The following is an 18,928-nucleotide window of genomic DNA, read 5'->3' on the forward strand; positions in this document are numbered from 1 at the left end:
GTGTCCTCCTTAATACCATTTCAAGACAAGGCTAGCCCATGTAAGGCCTGCACCAAATCCTGCAAACGCAACATTATCGCCACGTTTGAAACGCCCTTCACGATTAGCTTCGTCCAAAGCTATCGCTACAGACGCGGCAGATGTATTACCATACTTATGTAAATTAACAAATACTTTTTCCATCGGCATATGTAAGCGTTTTGCAGCCGAATCAATAATACGAATATTTGCTTGATGTGGAATGAAGAAATCCAACTCATTAAGTTCCATTCCAGCTCGTTCTAAAGATTTTAAAACAGTACGTCCCATCGTTTTAACAGCAAATTTATATACTTCAGGGCCATCCATATGAATGAATGTTAATCCTTCTTCAACGCGTTGATCATTGGCAACTACTGCTGTACCACCTGCAGGAATGCATAAAGATGGACCACCAGTACCATCAGCCCCCATGTCAATACCTTTAATGCCATAACCTTCAGGGACCTCAGATACTACCGCGGCGCCAGCACCATCACCAAAGAGGATACATGTACCACGATCATTCCAATTTACCCGTCGAGATAGAATTTCAGCCCCTACAACAAGAACCTTTTTATATAAACCGGAGCTAATATAGCTAGCTGCAGTAATCAATCCATATACAAAGCCAGAGCATGCAGCTTGTAAATCATAGGCCGCTGCATTCTTAGCTCCTAAATTCGCTTGTAATACACAAGCGGCTGAAGGAATAATCATATCTGGTGTTAAGGTAGCAAAGATAATCATATCTATATCTTCGGCACTAACCTTAGCCATTTGCATAGCTTTTTTGGCTGCCTCAGTCGCCATATAGGATGTATTCATACCTTCCGGTGCAATGCGTCGTTCCTCGATACCAGTACGTTCTCTAATCCATTGGTCATTGGTATCAACCATTTTTTCTAGATCAAAGTTTGTTACTACATTGTCAGGAAGGAAGCTCCCAGTACCAATGATTCCTACCGGTTTACTCATCATAGTCATACTTCAAGGCTCCTTCAATATCCATTGTTTCTCTTATGTGTTGAATAATTTTACGCTCTACTAAATCACTGGCAATTTCAATAGCAGTTTTAATCTCTTTAGCTTTGGAGCTACCATGGGCAATCATAAACACCCCGTTAACCCCTAAGAGTGGAGCACCACCATTTTCCGTGTGATCTAAGCGTTTTGCCATCTTTTTTAAAGCTGGCTTTACAAGCATAGCACCAATTTTAGCAAAAATACTACCTGCCATAATGCTATCCTTTACTAATTGTGTAAGACCTGTTACCAAGCCTTCTGCAAATTTAAGTACCACATTACCGACAAAACCATCGCAAACAACAACATCTACGACCCCTTTTGGAATATCACGGCCTTCAATATTACCTTTGAAATTAATAGTTTTCATACGTTCCAAAATTGGATATGTGGCTAGAACGACATCGTTCCCCTTAGTGGCTTCTTCGCCAATATTTAATAACCCTACTGTAGGTTCTTCTTTACCTAATAAAAGTTTTGCATATTCAGAACCCATCAATGCACCTTGTACAAGATGTTTTGGTTTACTATTTGAGTTAGCACCAGAATCTAACATAACAGTAATGCCACTAACTGTTGGCATCGGAGTTGCAATAACCGGGCGATCAACCCCTTTAATACGACCGAGACCAAACAATGCAGCTGCTACAGCAGCACCTGTGCTACCTGGAGCAATCACGGCATCGCAGACATTATCACGAACTAAAGATGTTGCTACCACAACAGATGCGTCCTTTTTCTTACGCAATGCTTGTCCTGGATGTTCATCCATCCCGATGACTTGACTGGCATGATGTACAGAAATGCGTGGATTCTTAGCTTCATTATTAGCTTCTAATATATTAAAAATTTGCTGCTCATCGCCGACGAGCACCACTTCAATGTGTTCATTTGCTCGTACGGCTTCAATGGATCCTAGTACAGTCTCCAATGGAGCAAAGTCGCCACCCATGGCGTCTATTGCAATTTTCATAATCTACACCCTATTCTCTACGGATTCCATAATAAATTTTGCGCGAAATACTTCTTTTATTTTATCTCTTATAATGACCCAAATAAAGAACTTATTACCACGGCGACGCACAATTTCTGCTTTTGCCACCAAATTAGTACCAGCTCCTACTGGATTCTTATATTTTATATTTCCAACCTCCGCAGAACAAACAGTAGTCCCCATGACTACCTTTGCGAGGGAATTCGCTTGAGCATATAAATACTGTGGCTCTACATATCCAAATCGATCTTCCATGTCTGCAGTAGTACGCAACATCGATAATGCTTGTTGCCCTTCCGTGACATCAATCAATTCGCCAACCACTTCGTACGGTACATGTTCTACCGTTTCTTGTGATTGACCTGTAGCCATGACGCGTATGCGTTCACGCAATTCAGGAATCCCCAACTCTAGTCGATCAAGACGAATAGTTGGCACACTTACATTAAAGTGTGTTGCCAATTCTTCATCAGTAAGAAATGGCGTAATATTCAGTTTTTCTTGTAACTGCTTTTGGCGCTCTTGCTTCTTTAACCGACTCATGGGACCACCTTTTATGACCTAGTATTAATATTACATCCTAAGTATATACAATAATTCCCCTATTGGCAAGGCTTTTTATACATATAGTAACAGATTTTCCTCATATATACTAAATATAGATATTATTTTATATTTAAGTATCGTTTTGTTTATAAAAGTATAAAAAATGCCACTACTCTACAGTTTTATATTACTATAAAATAATGGCACTGACTAATGCATATGAAGTATATTAAGTTATATATATTACTAAAAGTATACAAAAGCATACAAAAAAGACGCCTACTACTACAGTAGGCGTCTTTTTTCCGCTCACATATTAAGCATTAGCTACTACTTGCTCACCTTTATAGTGACCACATGTAGGGCAAACACGATGAGGCATCTTAGGTTCGTGGCATTGTGGACATGCTACATAACCAGGAGCTTCTAATTTCCAATTAGCACGACGGCGATCGCGACGGCATTTAGACAATCTACGCTTAGGTACTGCCATTATCTGCACCTCCTTAGTACAATCATTAGGACAATCTATCATCTTTCTCATCAAGCAAAGCACGTAACTCTGCAAATCGAGGATCCACCACAAAGGATTCACAAGAACAAGGTGAAACATTTAAATTTGCTCCGCAATGAACGCACAATCCTTTGCAATCATCCTGACATAACACTTGAGAGGGCTCATTGATGATTAATGTATCCCTAATTAGTTCGGTTAAGTCAATTTCCTCTCCATCGAAAGGAATCACATCTTCAACAGCGTCTCTAGAATCACTAAAGATTTCCTCAAAGGAATCCTTACGATTATGCTCTGTTGTAGTTAAACAACGAGAACACTCGTAATCACCTTTAGACTCTATCGAACCTTGAACGATGTAATTTTGACCATCAAACCAAAACTCACCATTAATGGTTATATCATGACGGCTCCAAGGAAAAGCAGTTACGTCACCAAGCTCAGAGGTTGGTATCGTATAGCTATAAGGAAATTTCTTTCCTATATGTTCTTTTGCTTGCTCTACTTGCAGTTTCATAATCTTACCTCGACTCATAATATTATAAACATGACATAGTGCTTTGTCAAATAAAAAAGACTATCTTAAGCGGACTCAAGATAGTCTTTTTGGTAAGTCAATTACATTTTTTCGAATTGGTCTTTACCAACACCGCAAATTGGGCAAACATAATCAGCTGGTTGATCTTCGAATTTTACGCCTTCAACAGCTTCGTCATAAACCCAACCACATACTACGCATACGTATTTTTCCATGAGTATTTCCTCCTTCACTTGAAAATTATTGTTTAATGTTTATCTTTTATAATTCAGATACTCTATCTGTAATGTAGTATATCAAAGATATCGAAACTTTTCAATACTCATTTTCTTAATTTCTCATTTTTTCTAATATTTAAAAAGCATATATGATATGCGGATTTGTGCTACATTATAATTTGAAATGTATTATCATTTAGACTAATTATGACCTAAATTTACCTCAATTCCTTTCCCTATTGTTACTCATCTGTCAATATATCTATTAATATAAGTAATGGCCATTATTATACCGATAGTTTTTAAGGTATTAACTAAAATAAGACCTAAGGTGTACATAATTTATATATTATACTATTATATATAGAAGAGAATATTGTTATATTATTTATTCTAAAAGAACTTAATTAATAACTTATTATATAAGTATGTACTTATGAACTCTTACTTCTCTATGCAATATAATCATAATAAGAACTTCACGATCTTAATATGAAATATTGATCAGAGAAATCGTCATTTATATTGTTATCATAGGAGGATTTATGAGAACAGCTTTAACAGAACTTTTACAAATCGAATACCCTATTATCCAAGGCGCTATGGCTTGGGTATCTGAACACAAATTAGTATCTGCCGTTGCTAATGCTGGCGCAACAGGCGTTATCGCCCTCGGCGGTCGTGATGCAGAATGGACTCGCAATGAAATTCGTGCATGCAAAGAATTAACAGATAAACCATTCGGTGTTAACCTTATGTTGATGGCTCCTAATAAAGATGAGTTAGTAGATGTTATCATCCAAGAAAAACCTGCTTTTGTAACACTTGGTGCTGGTAACCCTGTACCATATATCAAACCTCTTCAAGAGGCTGGTATCAAGGTTATCCCTGTAGTTCCTTCCCTTAAATTAGCTAAACGTATCGAAGAAGCTGGCGCTGATGCGATGATCGTAGAAGGTATGGAAGCTGGTGGCCACATCGGTAGCCAAACAACAATGTCTTTAATGGAAAACATTTTACCTGAAATCTCTATCCCTGTAGTAGTAGCTGGCTCTATCGTTGATGGTCGCGGTCTTGCCGCTGCATTACTCATGGGTGCACAAGGTGTACAAATGGGCTCTCGCTTCTTACTTGCTGAGGAATGCCAAGCACACAAAAATATGAAAGAAGCCATTATCAAAGCTACAGATACTGATTCTGTTGTAACTGGTCTTCTCTCTGGCCACGGTGGTGTTCGTAGTTTAAAAAATGAATTTACTACTCGCTATTTGGCCGCAGAAACTGATGGCGTTACTACCCCTGAAGAACGTACAAAAATGTCTCAAGGCACTAATAAACGTGCTGCTATTGATGGCGATGTTGTAAATGGTGCTGTACAAGTCGGTCAAGCATTGAATCGTCTTGTAGCTATTGAGCCAGCTCATACAATCGTTCAATCTGTAATGAACGAAGCCATTATGTCTATTCGTAAGGCTCAACGCCTTCTTGAAATTGTTTAATGAATTAGGAGTACCATATGTTACCATTTCATGGAAAATATCCAAAATTAGATCCTAAAAGTTGCGTCATGCCCGGTGCAGAACTTGCTGGTGATGTAGAACTTAAAGAATATGCTTCTATTTGGCAAAACTGTGCACTTCGTGGTGATGTAAACAAGATTGTAGTAGGTCGTTACTCTAATGTACAAGACAACTCTGTATTACATGTAGACGACGATAAAGCATGTATTCTTGGCGATTACGTAACAATCGGCCATGGTGCAATTGTTCACGCTAGCACAATTGAAGACAATGTTTTAGTTGGCATGGGCGCCATTGTATTAAGTGGTTGTCATATCGGCTCTGGATCTATTATTGCAGCCGGTGCGGTAGTAAAAGAAAACACTGTCATCCCACCTAACTCTTTAGTAGTAGGCATTCCTGCTCGTATTGTTCGCACAGACGAAACTCAAATCGAACGTATTCACAACCAAGCTTTAAAATATAAACACTTATGGACTATTGAATACGGTATGCTTCCTGATGCAGGTGGCGAGGAATACGATAAAAACGCTAAGATCGTATAATTACATATAACAAAAGCGGATAGTTGATCACAACTATCCGCTTTTATTTTTTATTCACAAGCTTAATATGCCTTTATATAACTAAATATAGCATTATACCTTTATAGTATTTCAAGGTAATAAAAATATGTAGTCATACACATTTATAAATACTCTAGTTAATAACTATTTACTAGTCTTTAATTTAGCCTGAACAATTTGTTCTACCATAAGTGCTGTCCCCATGGTCAATGCTATAGGGAACAACATCTCTACAGAAAACCTAGATAACTCAAGCATAAATACACAAGATGTCATCGGCATCTTTTGAGCAAGGCCAAGGAATGCTACGGCACCAATGAAGGCTGCCATGCCTAATGATATAGGTGCTACAGCAATAGACCAAATGGTACCAAATACTATAGCTAGCGTACTTCCCAACATCATAGATGGAGTAATACGGCCACCATATGCACCTGCTGCTAATGCGAGTAGTACTGCTACCCACTTAGAACCAAATAAACCTAATGCATAAGTCCATGTAATTTCATTGGTAAAGGTTAATTCATTTCCAGCTTTACCATTCCCAAGAATTTCAGGGAAATACATAGCTAATACACCGATAAGTGTAAATGCTACGATAGAAATGGGAATCATAACAGGACTGCTACGATGAATAGCTGGTAACTTACTTTGTGTAATATTAAATAAAACTACACCTAACGCAACAATAGCACCCAAGGCAATGGCGAATTCAACATAATGGCTACCCAAGCTAGGTTGAGCCATTGTATATTGAATAACATCCCCTACACCTGCCTGTCTCGTAACAAAGGTTGCTAATCCACAGCATATAAGAGCAGCACTCATAGCGCGTATATTCCATGTAAGAAGCAATGTTTCCAACGTAAAAATCGCTGCCGATAACGGTGAATTATAAACCGCTGCCAAGCCAGCACCTGCTGCACAAGCAATCAATAGTTGGCGATCTTCTTGTTTAATATCAAAATGTTTAACTAAAAAAGTTGTAATCCCTGCACTGGCTTCACGTGGTGCAACTTCTCGCCCTAATGGTGAACCAATACCTACGGTAATAATTTGTAAAGTTGCATGTAAAACAGTAGTAATAGGATTCATATCCATTTTACCAGATACAGCCGTTTTAATATCTACAACACCTTTACCATATCGGTGAATAAGTACCCAACCAACACCGCCTATAAGACCGCAAATAATCAATGGTATCAATCGCTCTACCGGAGATACACGAGCTACAGCAGCGCCAAAACTCATATGATCAGCAGAAGAATAATGATATACAAAGTGCTGAATTCCATGTAATAAATGTGTATAAGAGGCCCCTACTAATCCCGCTATAAATCCAACGATAATTATGAGGCCTATTAAACGTTTATCAAATGCCATACTTACTCCATTGCTAATACGACTTCGCCTGTTTCTAATGTTTTCTTAACGTCTATAATACGTTGATTAGATGACCCTCTAAATCGCAATGCTGGATCTTTTAGTTCATCTACAAAGCGACCGTCTACGAGAATATCAATTTCATGTAATAAAGCGCTTCTCAACTCATCTTCTAAGATATCATCTATTGTATAACCTGAATAGGCCCAAATTTTCTTTTCTGGCGCCGCCGCACGAACTGCCCGCACCACCGGTAATAAGCCTTGTACATTTTGGAACGGTTCCCCACCTAACAAGGTTAAACCTGAGCATGTTGGACTTTTCACATAGGATACAACTAAATCAGTTTCAGATTGAGTCCATTCCTTACCGGCATTAAAATTCTGGTATTCTTCATTAAAACAGTTATAGCAACAATGTGTACAACCGGTTACGAATATAGATGTACGAATACCTTCCCCATTGGCAATATCATATTGTCTTATTTGCCCATATCTCATAATTACCTCCATAATAGTGGTTATCAACTTTGATTAACACCATATAGATATATTTCAATTTCTCATATATACAGTAAAAGCTGTGCCTTAAGCACAGCTTTTACCATGTATTTATAGTAACTATAATTCTAATAATTTTAAATATGCATTACACGATCTTTGATTTCTTTCGTACGACCTTCATTCCAGAAGTTTTCACCTAAATAACCACAAGTACGACGAATTACAGTTAATTTATCGCGGTTTGTGTTGTGGCAACGAGGACATTCCCATTCATTATGTTCATTGACCTTAATTTCACCATCAAAACCACATTCGTGACAGTAGTCGGACTTGGTATTAAACTCAGCATAAGAAATATGGTCATAAATATATTGAATCATAGTTAAAACGGCTGGAATATTATTAGTCATATTCGGAATTTCCGCATAGGAAATACAGCCGCCTGTAGATTTCTTTTGGAACTCAGATTCAAAGGCAAATTTATCAAATACATTAATCTCTTCACGAACATTTACATGATAGCTATTAGTGTAATACCCTTTATCTGTAATATCTTCAATAACACCAAAACGGGCACGGTCTAAAGAAGAGAATCGATTTGTTAAGCTTTCAGCAGGAGTACCGTATAAACCAAAGCCAAGATTATGTTTATCATGCCATAGGTTAATAGCATCGTTTAAACGATCCATAATTTTCATTGCAAATACACGGCCTTTTTCACCTGTATTGGATTCACCTGTAATCAATCGAGTTGCTTCATAAATACCGATATAGCCAAGAGAAATCGTTGCATAACCACCAGTAAGGAAACGACCGATTTTTTCTCCTTTTTTAAGGCGTGCAATGGCGCCATGTTGCCAGTGAATTGGAGACACATCACTCACTACATCTTTCAAAAGATTGTAGCGTAATAACAATGCTTTTTCTGCTAATTCAAGACGTTTATCTAAAATTTCAAAATATTTTTCTTCACTACCACGAGCCAAAATACCAATTTGTGGCAAGTTTAAGCTTACAACGCCCATGTTAAAGCGTCCATCAAATTTATAGTTTCCTTTTTCATCCTTCCAAGGAGATAAGAAAGAACGGCAACCCATTGGACTAAATACATTTCCTTCATAGTTTTCCTTCATTTTTTTAGCGGAAATATAATCTGGGTACATCCGTTTAGCTGTACATTGTGCAGCCAATTCAGTTAAGTAATAGTATGGGCTATCTGGTGTTACATTATGTTCATCAAGAACATAAATCAATTTAGGGAATGCCGGTGTAATATATACATCAGCTTCATTTTTTACACCTTTAATTCGTTGACGCAAAATCTCTTCTGTAATAAGAGCAGCTTCCTTAGCATATTCATAATCAGGTTTAAAATACATGAACAACGTAACAAATGGAGACTGACCATTTGTAGTCATCAATGTATTGATTTGATACTGGATAGTTTGAATACCATCCTTAACCTCTTTACGCGTACGTTTCCATGCGATTTCACGAGCCTTTTCCATATTTGGCTCCATACCGTAAATCTCAACTTGTTCTTCAATAACATTGTTAAGAATCTTTTCGTAAGACTTACGTACAAATGGTGCCAAAATGCGATCAATGCCATTAATACTTTGACCGCCATATTGCCCAGATGCAACTTGAGCAATAATTTGTGTTGTCACTGTACATGCAACCTGGAAAGATTTAGGTGTATCAATCTTCTTACCATTGATAACTGTACCATTTGTAAGCATATCTTCCAAATTGATTAAGCAACAGTTAAACATAGGCTGGATAATGTAATCCATATCATGGAAGTGAATGGCACCACTATCATGGGCCTCTAAAATATCTGTAGGAATTAATTTACGACGCGCGATATCCTTAGATACTTCACCGGCAATTAAATCACGTTGTGTAGATACAATCGCAGCATCCTTATTAGAGTTTTCGTCGAGAACACTAACATTACTACGGTCTAATAAACCAATTACATCATCATCTGTAGTATTTTGACGACGTTTAAAAGCTTGAACAGCTTTGTAACCCTCATAGGCACGTGCCGTTGCAGGATTATGATACTCAATCAACTTATAATACACTTGATCTTCAATAGCATAAATTGTCATATCCTTTTGGAGCTTTGTAGCATATTCTTCAATTTCATCAGCAATACGCTGTGCCAACCCCTCTTCGTACAACCCTGTACTACTATGCTCGGCTTTTTCTATAGCCAAAGCAATTTTGTTTTTGTCGAAAGGTACCTTTGTACCATCCCGTTTAATGACCTGCAACATATTGGCAACCTCCCCATTTTGTTACCGCTGAAATATATGTTATGACAAAGAAAAAAGTATGGTATACCATACTTTTATAAATTTATATGTAAAAATGTAAAGAATTATTAGTAAACTCTCTATTTTTACCGCTAACTCAGTATACTATATATGGTGGTTGTTTTCAAGAACAAATACTATATAAAGTAAAAATAGGTTCTTTCAGCCATGCTAATATAGCATGAATAAAAGAACCTATTTAAATCATAATGTAAACCCAAATAGACGAGTCAAGAAGTTAGATTTTTGACCTACCCAACTAGAAGGAACAGTAGGATAGAATGTGCGATCAGCTAAAAGATCGCGCTCATTAAGATGAATATTTGGCAACAAATCTTTTTTGTATGTACTGTCTAGTTTAGAAATAGCTTCTACATACCCTTGATGCGCTTGTACATCACTTTCATTACAATAACCAGTGCCAAAGAAGTGAATTAATCCATTACGATATAATTCGATCGCTCTATGATAATTAGCATTACTATGATTAAAGGATGCCATGTTACATTGAATTAAAATCCCTTTATCTACCCATTCCAATAGCTGTTCTGGTTTTGTAAATAATTGGCGATGCGTTTCTACTTCACTAATGATAGGAACAATGCCCATATCTAGTAAGCTTAGCAACCATGCATTAATATGGTGAACCTTACTATTTTCAGGTAATGCTACTAACATAAAATGGCTATTCCCCAACAAATACTGATTGCGATGAGCAACGATATATTCAACCATTTCATCACAAAGTAAAACGCGAGCACCACTATGAATAGTAACATCTACTTGTTGCTCACCTACTGCAAGTTTTACATCATTCAATGTTGTTTCCATTTCATCCCAAGTATTCATATCCATAGATACTGTCACATCAGGAGTACTGAAAATATCTGTAATTCCTTGTTCAGCCAAAGATTTTATCATTTTTACTGATTCTGCCATTGTTTGTGGCCCTTGAGGCCCTAACACAGCTGGCAAAATGCAACCATGTAAGTCAACCACGCGATTCATATTCTTTCCCTTCTACTTACGATAACCCCTTACAGATATCGTCCTCTTTATAAAGTTCATGTTTATCTCATTTGTTTTTCATTTTCTATTCATGATTATATCAAGGGAAAAGTCGCTTGTACAGTGGTTTTTATATAAAAATAGATAAATTATAATATGTTAATTTAATATATTTTTTAAATTTTCATTTTATCTTCATTAAAAATACCTCATAATCGCTAAGATTATGAGGTATTTTTCACTCATCTGTATATTATTAACAATTTAATTTTTAAATGTCCTTCTCTTATACCTGATATAATAGACTAATTTTACCACTAGAATACCAATAACAACACCTACTGTGTCTATCAAAATATCAGAGAACTGAGAGCTACGACCTGGTGAGAATAATTGTATAAATTCATCAAGACAAGCTATCAACATTCCTAAACCTATCGTTTTTATTACTGTACCATATGTAATATATCGACGTAGAATCGTATATAAAACACCACCAAGGATTGTAAACTCTGTGAGATGTGCTAATTTTCGAACAATCCTATTCAAGATCCATATATTTCCATGAAAGCCTAATTCATTTGCTATAGGAACAAAAGTCTCTGCAAAGAGCAAACTAAATCCATCTGATGATCCACCATTCTGCATCGAATTATCCCATATAAAAAATACTATTAGCCCTAACAGGATATATAGTATCCAACGTTTCATACTACTCTCCTAAACGCCATAATACATATCAATCTTAATCGCGGTCAAAAATATCTCTTGTATAAACTTTATCCTTCACATCTTCTAAACTCTTATCCCATCGATTAGCTACTATAACATCGCTAACACGTTTGAAGTCTTCAAAGTTGCGAATCACAGGTGAATTAAAGAAATCATCTGCATCAAGAGTCGGTTCATATACAACTACAGCAATCCCCTTTGCCTTGATACGCTTCATTACACCTTGAATTGCAGATGCTCTAAAGTTATCAGAGTTCATTTTCATAGTCAAGCGATAGATGCCAACAATTTTTGGGTTCTTTCCTATAATAACATCTGCTATGTGATCCTTGCGAGTTCTATTAGCATCAACAATAGCAGAAATCAAATTTTGTGGAACATCATTATAGTTAGCTAATAATTGCTTAGTATCTTTTGGTAAGCAATAACCGCCATAACCAAAGGATGGATTATTATAGAAATCGCCTATACGAGGATCTAAACAAACACCATTAATAATCTGGCTTGTACTAAGGCCACGAACTTCGGCATAAGAATCCAACTCATTAAAGTAAGCAACGCGCAATGCTAAATAAGTATTAGCAAATAATTTAATAGCTTCTGCTTCCGTAGAATCCGTATACAATTGAGGCACATTTTCTTTGATGGCACCATCAGCTAATAGTTGACCAAAACAACGAGCCCTTTTAGAGTCTTCTCCTACCACTATACGAGAAGGATGTAAATTATCATATAAAGCTTTACCTTCACGTAAGAACTCTGGAGAGAACATCAAGTTCTCTGTATCGAATTCTTTACGCATTTGAGCTGTATACCCAACTGGTACTGTTGACTTGATAACCATAACAGCATCTGGATTGATATCTAATACTGTTTTGATAACTTGCTCTACAGAAGATGTGTCAAAAAAATTCTTTTGAGGATCATAATTAGTAGGGGTCGAAATAATAACATAATCAGCACCTGTAAAAGCCTCTACAGGATCTAAGGTAGCTTTAAAGTTTAATTTTTTAGTAGCCAAGTACTCTTGCAATTCTGCATCTACAATAGGTGACTCTTTGCGATTTAACATTTCTACCTTTTCAGGAATAATATCGAGGGCTACTACTTCATTATGTTGTGCTAATAAAACACCATTTGAAAGGCCTACATAGCCGGTCCCAGCAATTGCAATCTTCATTTATTTGCCCTCCGTCATATAAAACTCTTTATACCATATAGCAAATTTCCGTAACCCTTCACGTAAAGATGTATTTGGCTTGAATCTAAAATCTTCTTCTAGAGCACTTGTGTCTGCATAGGTAACAGGTACGTCGCCTGGTTGCATCGCCACTAATTCTTTATGGTCTTCAAAATTATAATCCTCTGGTAATACGCCAGCTGCAACTAATTCCTCTGAAAGAATACGCACAAAATCTAGAAGATTTTCAGGATGACTATTGCCAATATTATAAATAGCATACGGAGGAACTGGTAAACCATCGGCACCGTTGCGACGTTCTGGAGCCGCACACATCACCTTAGATACGCCCTCTACTATATCATCGATATAGGTAAAGTCACGTTTACAGTTACCATAGTTAAAGATTTTTATAGTGCCACCGCTCCGCAACGTGTTAGTAAAGCCAAAGTACGCCATATCCGGACGCCCCGCTGGACCGTACACAGTGAAGAAACGAAGCCCTGTACTAGGTATGTTATATAACTTGGCATACGAATAAGCCAATAATTCATTCGATTTTTTAGTAGCTGCATACAGAGAAACTGGGTTATCTACTTTATGCTCTGTAGAGTATGGAATTTGTTTGTTCGCACCGTATACGGAGGAGGATGATGCATATACTAAATGCTCTACTCCACTTTCACCATTATCATAAGAATGACGACAAGCCTCTAATATATTGTAGAAACCAATAATATTAGACTCGATATAAGCATCGGGGTTCGTAATAGAATAACGCACACCCGCCTGTGCTGCTAAGTTAACAACAACACGTGGTTTATAAGTAGAGAAAATTTCTTCGATAAAGGCCTTATCTGCAATATTCCCTTTTTTAAATACCCACGCATTTTTATTATCTTTGCACATCTCATCAATTTGTTGCAATCGATAATCTTTTAAGGCCACGTCATAGTAATCATTAACAGAATCTATGCCGATAATTTGAGTTCCTTCTGCTTCAGATAACAGGGACATAACAAGATTAGCCCCTACAAATCCAGCGGCTCCCGTTACTAGGATCACCGTGTTGTTTAAGTCTACATTTTTTGAAAGCATATGTACTCCTTTCATAGTTCTGTTAATTATGATCGTCTTACTTTACTTAATAATTTATCAACGCCAGAAGTGATAATAGTGCGCTCAGATGGTATGAGATATAAGATAACCACATACAATACAACGCATAAAATCATACAAGCTATAGTCCACCATACCGCATCATATAAATGTAAAATACTATATGCAAGAGCACCAACAATAGATGCAGTAATTAGATATACACCTATATTAGTAATCACCCGAAGGGCACTTATATGTATAAATAATGCTAAGAAAATCATGGCAACCATTAACATTTCCATGCGTACTATTGAACGAGCATAGACAAATGTACTAAAGTCATACTGAATACAAATATAAATGACCGGTATTAATACAACTAAATGTAATATTTGAGTCCAGAATGATAAATTAGGAGCTCCTTTTGCACGGAATACTTCAGAAATCAAATTCGCTGTTACTGTCATAATAGCGGAACTCAAGGCCCAAGATCCCAATACAATACCTGCTAACTTCCATTGTGGTCCCAATAAGAGATCAACAACAAAGTCTTGGAATACAAACAAGCCTATCCCTATAGGTACTAAAAAAAGAGCCATATAGCGTTGGAAGGTAAAGAATGTATTGGAAAATGCCTGTTCATCCTGTTGAACTCGACTTAAAGCGGCAAATAATACAGGCGCTAAAGATGAAGTAGCCATAGCCATGACAGTTGTAACAATAGCCATAGGCATTTTATAGATTCCTAAATAATAGGCATCCAAAAAGCGACTAATAATGAAGGTATCCACCCATGCAGTAAGCCAAATAGAAAATGCTTCAGCCAATGACCATGCACTATAACTAAACATGTTCATAAAGACTCTAGAACTAAAGAAGAGATGGATTTGATTTTTCCTACTCTTCAATAAGGCCAAAGCCGTAAATAACTGAGCCCCTAACATACCAGCGATTAAAGACCAATAGTCATATCCCATGAGCGCCATAGGTATGGATATCAATATAGGAGTCAGAATTGTGATGAGCCGAATGTTAAGAAGAAACTTAAAGTTAAAGTCCCGTCTATACAATGCCATTTGTACACTACTGAAAGCAGAGAGCGGAATCATGGCCCCCATTATGGCCAACGGTATGCCTAAGCCATCATTTCCAACTAATACGGCCAGTTCATCACGACCGACTATAATAGCCCCCCACAAGAGTAAAGAAAGAACTAAGTTAGCAATAAAAGCTACATCTGTAGCCTCCTGTTTTTCTTTATCACTTTGAAACTCATGCTGTACAAGAAATTTTTGGAATCCCGCATCAGCTAGCATTTCTGCAAAGGATATAACCATCATAATTGTTGCCAATATCCCAAATGCCGTAGGTGCTAGCATATGGGCCAATATTATATTTGTTAGTGGTGTAATAAGCTTTGCTAAAACCTCTGTTATGACAGACCATTTAGCAGCAGCTACTATTTTTGTATCCATTATTTTTTATTGATATTCTTAATGCCCCGCAAGAATAATTCATGGTGAGCTTCACATTCCAAGTAATTTTGAATTGCTAAATAACTTGTTTTTCCTAAAATAAGTTGTATTAATTTTCGTCCAAATAATCCATTTATTGCACGAATGATAAAAGATCTACCTAAAAATTCACGCAAATATCGCTTTACATGAGTATCAGCAAAATCCTTATATGCTTGAGCAACAAAATGAGCATCTCTAATGTTTTCACTTCGCTTTTTATATTCCGTCAATGTTTCCATGGCTTCCGATTCAGTAGCCAAACGGGTGCCCCTTTCGGTACCACGAATTGGCACTTCAGATACAATAAAACTATCCTTTGTAGCCTCTACACTGATTAATAAGGAATCTTTTACAAACTCCTTATGATGTATATAGGATTCGGAGTTAAAGATAAAGTTACCTTGGCCATAAATAATAGTCCCCTTACCATAGTCCTCACGAGAACCTATACAATGACTATGTTGGCAAATTACAAGATCTGCCCCTTTATCAACAAATTTTCTGCAATATCTTTGTAACATTGGCGATGGATAGCGATAAAACTCCTTCCCACCATGATATAGGACGATAACATAATCACAAGTTTTCTTTAAAGCTTCTACATCATCGAAGCTCTCTAATACATCAAATGGATTAGCCCCCATTGTATGACAAGAAGCAACGGTAAACTCATGTTCTGCACATAAGTAAAATCCTATACGTATACCTTCTTTTTCAAAGATAAATGGCTTTTTAGCTTCCTTTACATTGGCACCAGCACCTGCATTTTTAATACCATGCTTTTTTAATAGCTCTAATGTAGTTGTTAACCCTTCTACTCCATGATCTAAGCAATGATTATTAGCCAGTGTTAAAAATATAGGCTCTAAAGCTTTATATCCGTAAATTGTTTTTGTGGGCGACTTTAAATTATTACCAAATTTATCAATCGGAGTAGATGCATCAGTTAAGGGCACCTCTAGATTAAACACATTTAAATTAGATTGATTAAAGAGGCCTAACAATTCTTTACCAACTAAAGCTTCTACATTACTAGTTTCAAATAATTCTCTGTTTATATCCGTAGGGACAAAATCAGCCCCGATGTACATTTTCAAGATGTAACCACTCTCCCAATTCATAATCTTTTGTCATAGGACAAAACTGCTCTAATCCCGCACCAGGGAAGAACGTTAACTCTCCAATATACAGTCGTCCCTTTATTTCATAGAAATCAACACGTAAAAACGGACAATCCTTACTTAGCTCAGCTGTGAGACGTTTCATCTCCTCATAAGTAGCTGGCTTCGGAAACTCCGTAGATAATGGAGGATAATGGCCAAAATGAATCCCCATAGGCTCCCAATTGATATCATAAAAGTTCATACGCGTTCCAGTCTTTGAAAAGCGATCTGAACATACTACAGTTAGCTTTGGCTCTCCATGGAAGGAATACATCTTATAGTCTAATAAATCATCATTGCCCAATTCTGAAATATATTTTTCTGCTATAATACGACGCGGTACATTCTGATAAGCCCATTCTCTGGCAATTTTAGAATAATCACGTTTTAGAGATGCTCTTAACTTTGCTTTAGCTGCCTCTCGATCAAGGGATGACTTATCTTTACAAATAACGATGCCCCCACTATCATGTGTACATTTCAAAACAAATTGATTAGGCAATGCATCAAAGTCGATATCCTCTACGGAATCCCAAACAGCCAGTGTGGGAATTATATATTGATCGCCTACACGGTGAGCAATAAAATGTTTAGCCTCATGCTTATCTACCATTACTGTTTGTATAGGCTCTCTATAATTAACCTTTAGCCATTGTAATTTTTCGCTGAAAGTTTTTGGATTCTCTAAGTCTAAAGGATATCCCATGTATTTAGGAAATACCTTCTTTAAAAACTCTTCATCCGATAAAGAGTCATAATAACCCAATTTAATCAATACTCGCGTGCGATAGTAAGGTTTTGTTAAAAAGGACATGCCAACTTTACACAACTTGCTGAGCTTCATTTTTACGTCCTTTCCGGAGCAATTGCACCCCTAAATAAAACATCATCATATAAAAATATGTACTCTTACTTTCATAAGAAACCATGCCCATATCCATAACGATTTGAGAAAGGAACAAAATCAGTACCATTACGTATTCATTACTATGAAAGTTCCGATAACGAATTAAGTTATAGGCAATGTATATATACATTGAGTAATATGCCAATAAGCCGATTACCCCTGTACCTGCTAATAGTTCAATATAGTTATTATGTAAGTAGTAATTCTCTTTACCGTATACGAAATAGGTAAATACTGAAGGGTTATTTACGCCAACCCCAGTTATAGGGGATTGATAAAATAAATCCCACCCAATATCAACCAAAGCCATACGGATAATAGTTGATGAATCGCCACCAGTACCAGAAAAGGCATCCACCATACTCGACATACGGTCTAGTACCTCTGAAAACATAGGCAATTGTAAGACTGCAATACCAACTAACGTAAGAGCCAATAAGGACCCTATAATTTTCACAATAGAATTCACTACATTAGCACTGCGTAAACTTTTAAATACAAATAGCAATACTGTACCAACAACAACAAATACTAAAGCTTTACGACTACCAGTAGCTGCTAGAATACCCAATGTAGGTAAGACTATAATATTCCACCAACGAGGTCGATCGTACAGCATGTAATACAATGTCATAACGATAGCATTGGCACCTAATAGACCGACTGTATTCGCATTTAATGCATCATTGGCAATACGTGCAGAAGATGACAAGACCGTAATAAAGTAATCTAAACCATAGAAATATACTGTGTAAAAACAAACTATATAACCGGTCCACATACCGATTTTTAATAATGTGTCCACCGATTTTTTATCTTGATAACACATGTATAAAATGATAAGCATAAAGAATATCTTAACGATATCAAAACTTCGACTAAGTGCTACAGATGGCTCAATAGCATTAATAGTACTCAGATAACAGGCTCCAATAAAGAGCAGCATATAACCATGCATCCAAGTAAACCTAAATTTTATAACTCCCTGCTCTCGTATGAGATAAAAAATAATAAGTCCAAATAGGCATACAAATAATACATAGGCACCATAATTCGCATCGCCAAGGGCAAAGGAAATGGTCAACGACAACACTAAAAAAATTAGAGTTATGAACCATATCATGCGGTCAGCAATAGCCGTTATATTTAACTTCAATGGTTCTCCTCCTT

Annotated in this window: 19 protein-coding genes; 2 read left to right on the forward strand and 17 right to left on the reverse strand. The window is 36.7% G+C overall.

The annotated features are described in order from the left end of the window. Nucleotides 1-9 precede the first annotated feature (9 nt). The 6 genes from LKD20_RS02280 to LKD20_RS02305 all read right to left on the reverse strand — a co-directional run bounded on the left by LKD20_RS02280 (nt 10) and on the right by LKD20_RS02305 (nt 3,851). A complete protein-coding gene (locus tag LKD20_RS02280; RefSeq protein WP_005386978.1) occupies nt 10-1,005 on the reverse strand; it encodes a beta-ketoacyl-ACP synthase III in 996 nt (331 codons plus the stop codon). Further along, a complete protein-coding gene (plsX, locus tag LKD20_RS02285) occupies nt 989-2,017 on the reverse strand; it encodes a phosphate acyltransferase PlsX (RefSeq protein WP_005386979.1) in 1,029 nt (342 codons plus the stop codon). Before plsX ends, LKD20_RS02280 begins: the two co-directional genes overlap by 17 nt. Nucleotides 2,018-2,020: 3 nt before the next feature. Continuing rightward, nucleotides 2,021-2,581: a transcription factor FapR gene (gene fapR, locus LKD20_RS02290; protein ID WP_005386980.1), complete on the reverse strand. Its 561-nt coding sequence runs from the start codon at nt 2,579-2,581 to the stop codon at nt 2,021-2,023. A 319-nt stretch (nt 2,582-2,900) separates the two neighbouring features. Then, on the reverse strand, nt 2,901-3,077 hold the full coding sequence (rpmF, locus tag LKD20_RS02295) for a 50S ribosomal protein L32 (RefSeq protein ID WP_004693428.1): 177 nt from the start codon (nt 3,075-3,077) through the stop codon (nt 2,901-2,903). A 25-nt stretch (nt 3,078-3,102) separates the two neighbouring features. After that, entirely contained in the window at nt 3,103-3,615 is a 513-nt protein-coding gene (locus LKD20_RS02300; RefSeq protein ID WP_039969256.1) for a YceD family protein, read from the reverse strand. 101 nt (nt 3,616-3,716) lie between these two features. Continuing rightward, a complete protein-coding gene (locus LKD20_RS02305) occupies nt 3,717-3,851 on the reverse strand; it encodes a rubredoxin (protein ID WP_004693422.1) in 135 nt (44 codons plus the stop codon). A gap of 548 nt (nt 3,852-4,399) precedes the next feature. On the opposite strand from LKD20_RS02305, the gene LKD20_RS02310 reads away from it, so the two are divergent. Continuing rightward, on the forward strand, nt 4,400-5,353 hold the full coding sequence (locus LKD20_RS02310) for a nitronate monooxygenase (RefSeq protein WP_005386983.1): 954 nt from the start codon (nt 4,400-4,402) through the stop codon (nt 5,351-5,353). A gap of 17 nt (nt 5,354-5,370) precedes the next feature. Then, nucleotides 5,371-5,919 (forward strand): gamma carbonic anhydrase family protein, encoded by a 549-nt coding sequence (locus tag LKD20_RS02315; protein ID WP_005386984.1) that lies wholly within the window; start codon nt 5,371-5,373, stop codon nt 5,917-5,919. A 165-nt stretch (nt 5,920-6,084) separates the two neighbouring features. On the opposite strand, the gene LKD20_RS02320 is transcribed toward LKD20_RS02315, so the two are convergent. The 11 genes from LKD20_RS02320 to LKD20_RS02370 all read right to left on the reverse strand — a co-directional run bounded on the left by LKD20_RS02320 (nt 6,085) and on the right by LKD20_RS02370 (nt 18,914). Continuing rightward, the gene (locus tag LKD20_RS02320; RefSeq protein ID WP_227720774.1) at nt 6,085-7,323 is read right to left on the reverse strand and encodes a chloride channel protein; all 1,239 of its coding nucleotides are present in this window, start codon (nt 7,321-7,323) and stop codon (nt 6,085-6,087) included. Between the two features lie 2 nt (nt 7,324-7,325). Beyond that, the gene (gene nrdG, locus LKD20_RS02325) at nt 7,326-7,823 is read right to left on the reverse strand and encodes an anaerobic ribonucleoside-triphosphate reductase activating protein (RefSeq protein ID WP_039969258.1); all 498 of its coding nucleotides are present in this window, start codon (nt 7,821-7,823) and stop codon (nt 7,326-7,328) included. A gap of 137 nt (nt 7,824-7,960) precedes the next feature. Continuing rightward, the gene (gene nrdD / locus LKD20_RS02330) at nt 7,961-10,111 is read right to left on the reverse strand and encodes an anaerobic ribonucleoside-triphosphate reductase (protein ID WP_227720775.1); all 2,151 of its coding nucleotides are present in this window, start codon (nt 10,109-10,111) and stop codon (nt 7,961-7,963) included. A gap of 243 nt (nt 10,112-10,354) precedes the next feature. Next, nucleotides 10,355-11,158, reverse strand: coding sequence for a CpsB/CapC family capsule biosynthesis tyrosine phosphatase (locus LKD20_RS02335; protein ID WP_227720776.1), 804 nt, complete (start codon nt 11,156-11,158; stop codon nt 10,355-10,357). A gap of 264 nt (nt 11,159-11,422) precedes the next feature. Continuing rightward, the gene (locus tag LKD20_RS02340) at nt 11,423-11,869 is read right to left on the reverse strand and encodes a VanZ family protein (RefSeq protein WP_227720777.1); all 447 of its coding nucleotides are present in this window, start codon (nt 11,867-11,869) and stop codon (nt 11,423-11,425) included. 34 nt (nt 11,870-11,903) lie between these two features. Continuing rightward, on the reverse strand, nt 11,904-13,070 hold the full coding sequence (locus LKD20_RS02345) for a nucleotide sugar dehydrogenase (RefSeq protein WP_227720778.1): 1,167 nt from the start codon (nt 13,068-13,070) through the stop codon (nt 11,904-11,906). After that, the gene (locus LKD20_RS02350) at nt 13,071-14,168 is read right to left on the reverse strand and encodes an NAD-dependent epimerase/dehydratase family protein (RefSeq protein ID WP_227720779.1); all 1,098 of its coding nucleotides are present in this window, start codon (nt 14,166-14,168) and stop codon (nt 13,071-13,073) included. A gap of 26 nt (nt 14,169-14,194) precedes the next feature. Continuing rightward, nucleotides 14,195-15,646, reverse strand: a complete 1,452-nt coding sequence (locus tag LKD20_RS02355) for a lipopolysaccharide biosynthesis protein (RefSeq protein WP_227720780.1) — start codon at nt 15,644-15,646, stop codon at nt 14,195-14,197. Then, nucleotides 15,646-16,779: a CapA family protein gene (locus LKD20_RS02360; RefSeq protein WP_227720814.1), complete on the reverse strand. Its 1,134-nt coding sequence runs from the start codon at nt 16,777-16,779 to the stop codon at nt 15,646-15,648. Before LKD20_RS02360 ends, LKD20_RS02355 begins: the two co-directional genes overlap by 1 nt. Beyond that, nucleotides 16,763-17,695 (reverse strand): ATP-grasp fold amidoligase family protein, encoded by a 933-nt coding sequence (locus tag LKD20_RS02365; protein ID WP_227720781.1) that lies wholly within the window; start codon nt 17,693-17,695, stop codon nt 16,763-16,765. The genes LKD20_RS02360 and LKD20_RS02365 overlap by 17 nt, the downstream gene beginning before the upstream one ends. Continuing rightward, a complete protein-coding gene (locus LKD20_RS02370; protein ID WP_227720782.1) occupies nt 17,673-18,914 on the reverse strand; it encodes an O-antigen ligase family protein in 1,242 nt (413 codons plus the stop codon). The genes LKD20_RS02365 and LKD20_RS02370 overlap by 23 nt, the downstream gene beginning before the upstream one ends. Nucleotides 18,915-18,928 lie beyond the last annotated feature (14 nt).

The organism is Veillonella fallax (assembly GCF_020687175.1).
GTDB lineage: Bacteria > Bacillota > Negativicutes > Veillonellales > Veillonellaceae > Veillonella > Veillonella fallax.

Bases quoted from the DNA above. Each gene is read 5' to 3' on its own strand.
- LKD20_RS02280 (WP_005386978.1), bottom strand. From the start codon at position 1,005: ATGACTATGATGAGTAAACCGGTAGGAATCATTGGTACTGGGAGCTTC.
- plsX (WP_005386979.1), bottom strand. From the start codon at position 2,017: ATGAAAATTGCAATAGACGCCATGGGTGGCGACTTTGCTCCATTGGAG.
- fapR (WP_005386980.1), bottom strand. From the start codon at position 2,581: ATGAGTCGGTTAAAGAAGCAAGAGCGCCAAAAGCAGTTACAAGAAAAA.
- rpmF (WP_004693428.1), bottom strand. From the start codon at position 3,077: ATGGCAGTACCTAAGCGTAGATTGTCTAAATGCCGTCGCGATCGCCGT.
- LKD20_RS02300 (WP_039969256.1), bottom strand. From the start codon at position 3,615: ATGAAACTGCAAGTAGAGCAAGCAAAAGAACATATAGGAAAGAAATTT.
- LKD20_RS02305 (WP_004693422.1), bottom strand. From the start codon at position 3,851: ATGGAAAAATACGTATGCGTAGTATGTGGTTGGGTTTATGACGAAGCT.
- LKD20_RS02310 (WP_005386983.1), top strand. From the start codon at position 4,400: ATGAGAACAGCTTTAACAGAACTTTTACAAATCGAATACCCTATTATC.
- LKD20_RS02315 (WP_005386984.1), top strand. From the start codon at position 5,371: ATGTTACCATTTCATGGAAAATATCCAAAATTAGATCCTAAAAGTTGC.
- LKD20_RS02320 (WP_227720774.1), bottom strand. From the start codon at position 7,323: ATGGCATTTGATAAACGTTTAATAGGCCTCATAATTATCGTTGGATTT.
- nrdG (WP_039969258.1), bottom strand. From the start codon at position 7,823: ATGAGATATGGGCAAATAAGACAATATGATATTGCCAATGGGGAAGGT.
- nrdD (WP_227720775.1), bottom strand. From the start codon at position 10,111: ATGTTGCAGGTCATTAAACGGGATGGTACAAAGGTACCTTTCGACAAA.
- LKD20_RS02335 (WP_227720776.1), bottom strand. From the start codon at position 11,158: ATGAATCGCGTGGTTGACTTACATGGTTGCATTTTGCCAGCTGTGTTA.
- LKD20_RS02340 (WP_227720777.1), bottom strand. From the start codon at position 11,869: ATGAAACGTTGGATACTATATATCCTGTTAGGGCTAATAGTATTTTTT.
- LKD20_RS02345 (WP_227720778.1), bottom strand. From the start codon at position 13,070: ATGAAGATTGCAATTGCTGGGACCGGCTATGTAGGCCTTTCAAATGGT.
- LKD20_RS02350 (WP_227720779.1), bottom strand. From the start codon at position 14,168: ATGCTTTCAAAAAATGTAGACTTAAACAACACGGTGATCCTAGTAACG.
- LKD20_RS02355 (WP_227720780.1), bottom strand. From the start codon at position 15,646: ATGGATACAAAAATAGTAGCTGCTGCTAAATGGTCTGTCATAACAGAG.
- LKD20_RS02360 (WP_227720814.1), bottom strand. From the start codon at position 16,779: ATGTACATCGGGGCTGATTTTGTCCCTACGGATATAAACAGAGAATTA.
- LKD20_RS02365 (WP_227720781.1), bottom strand. From the start codon at position 17,695: ATGAAGCTCAGCAAGTTGTGTAAAGTTGGCATGTCCTTTTTAACAAAA.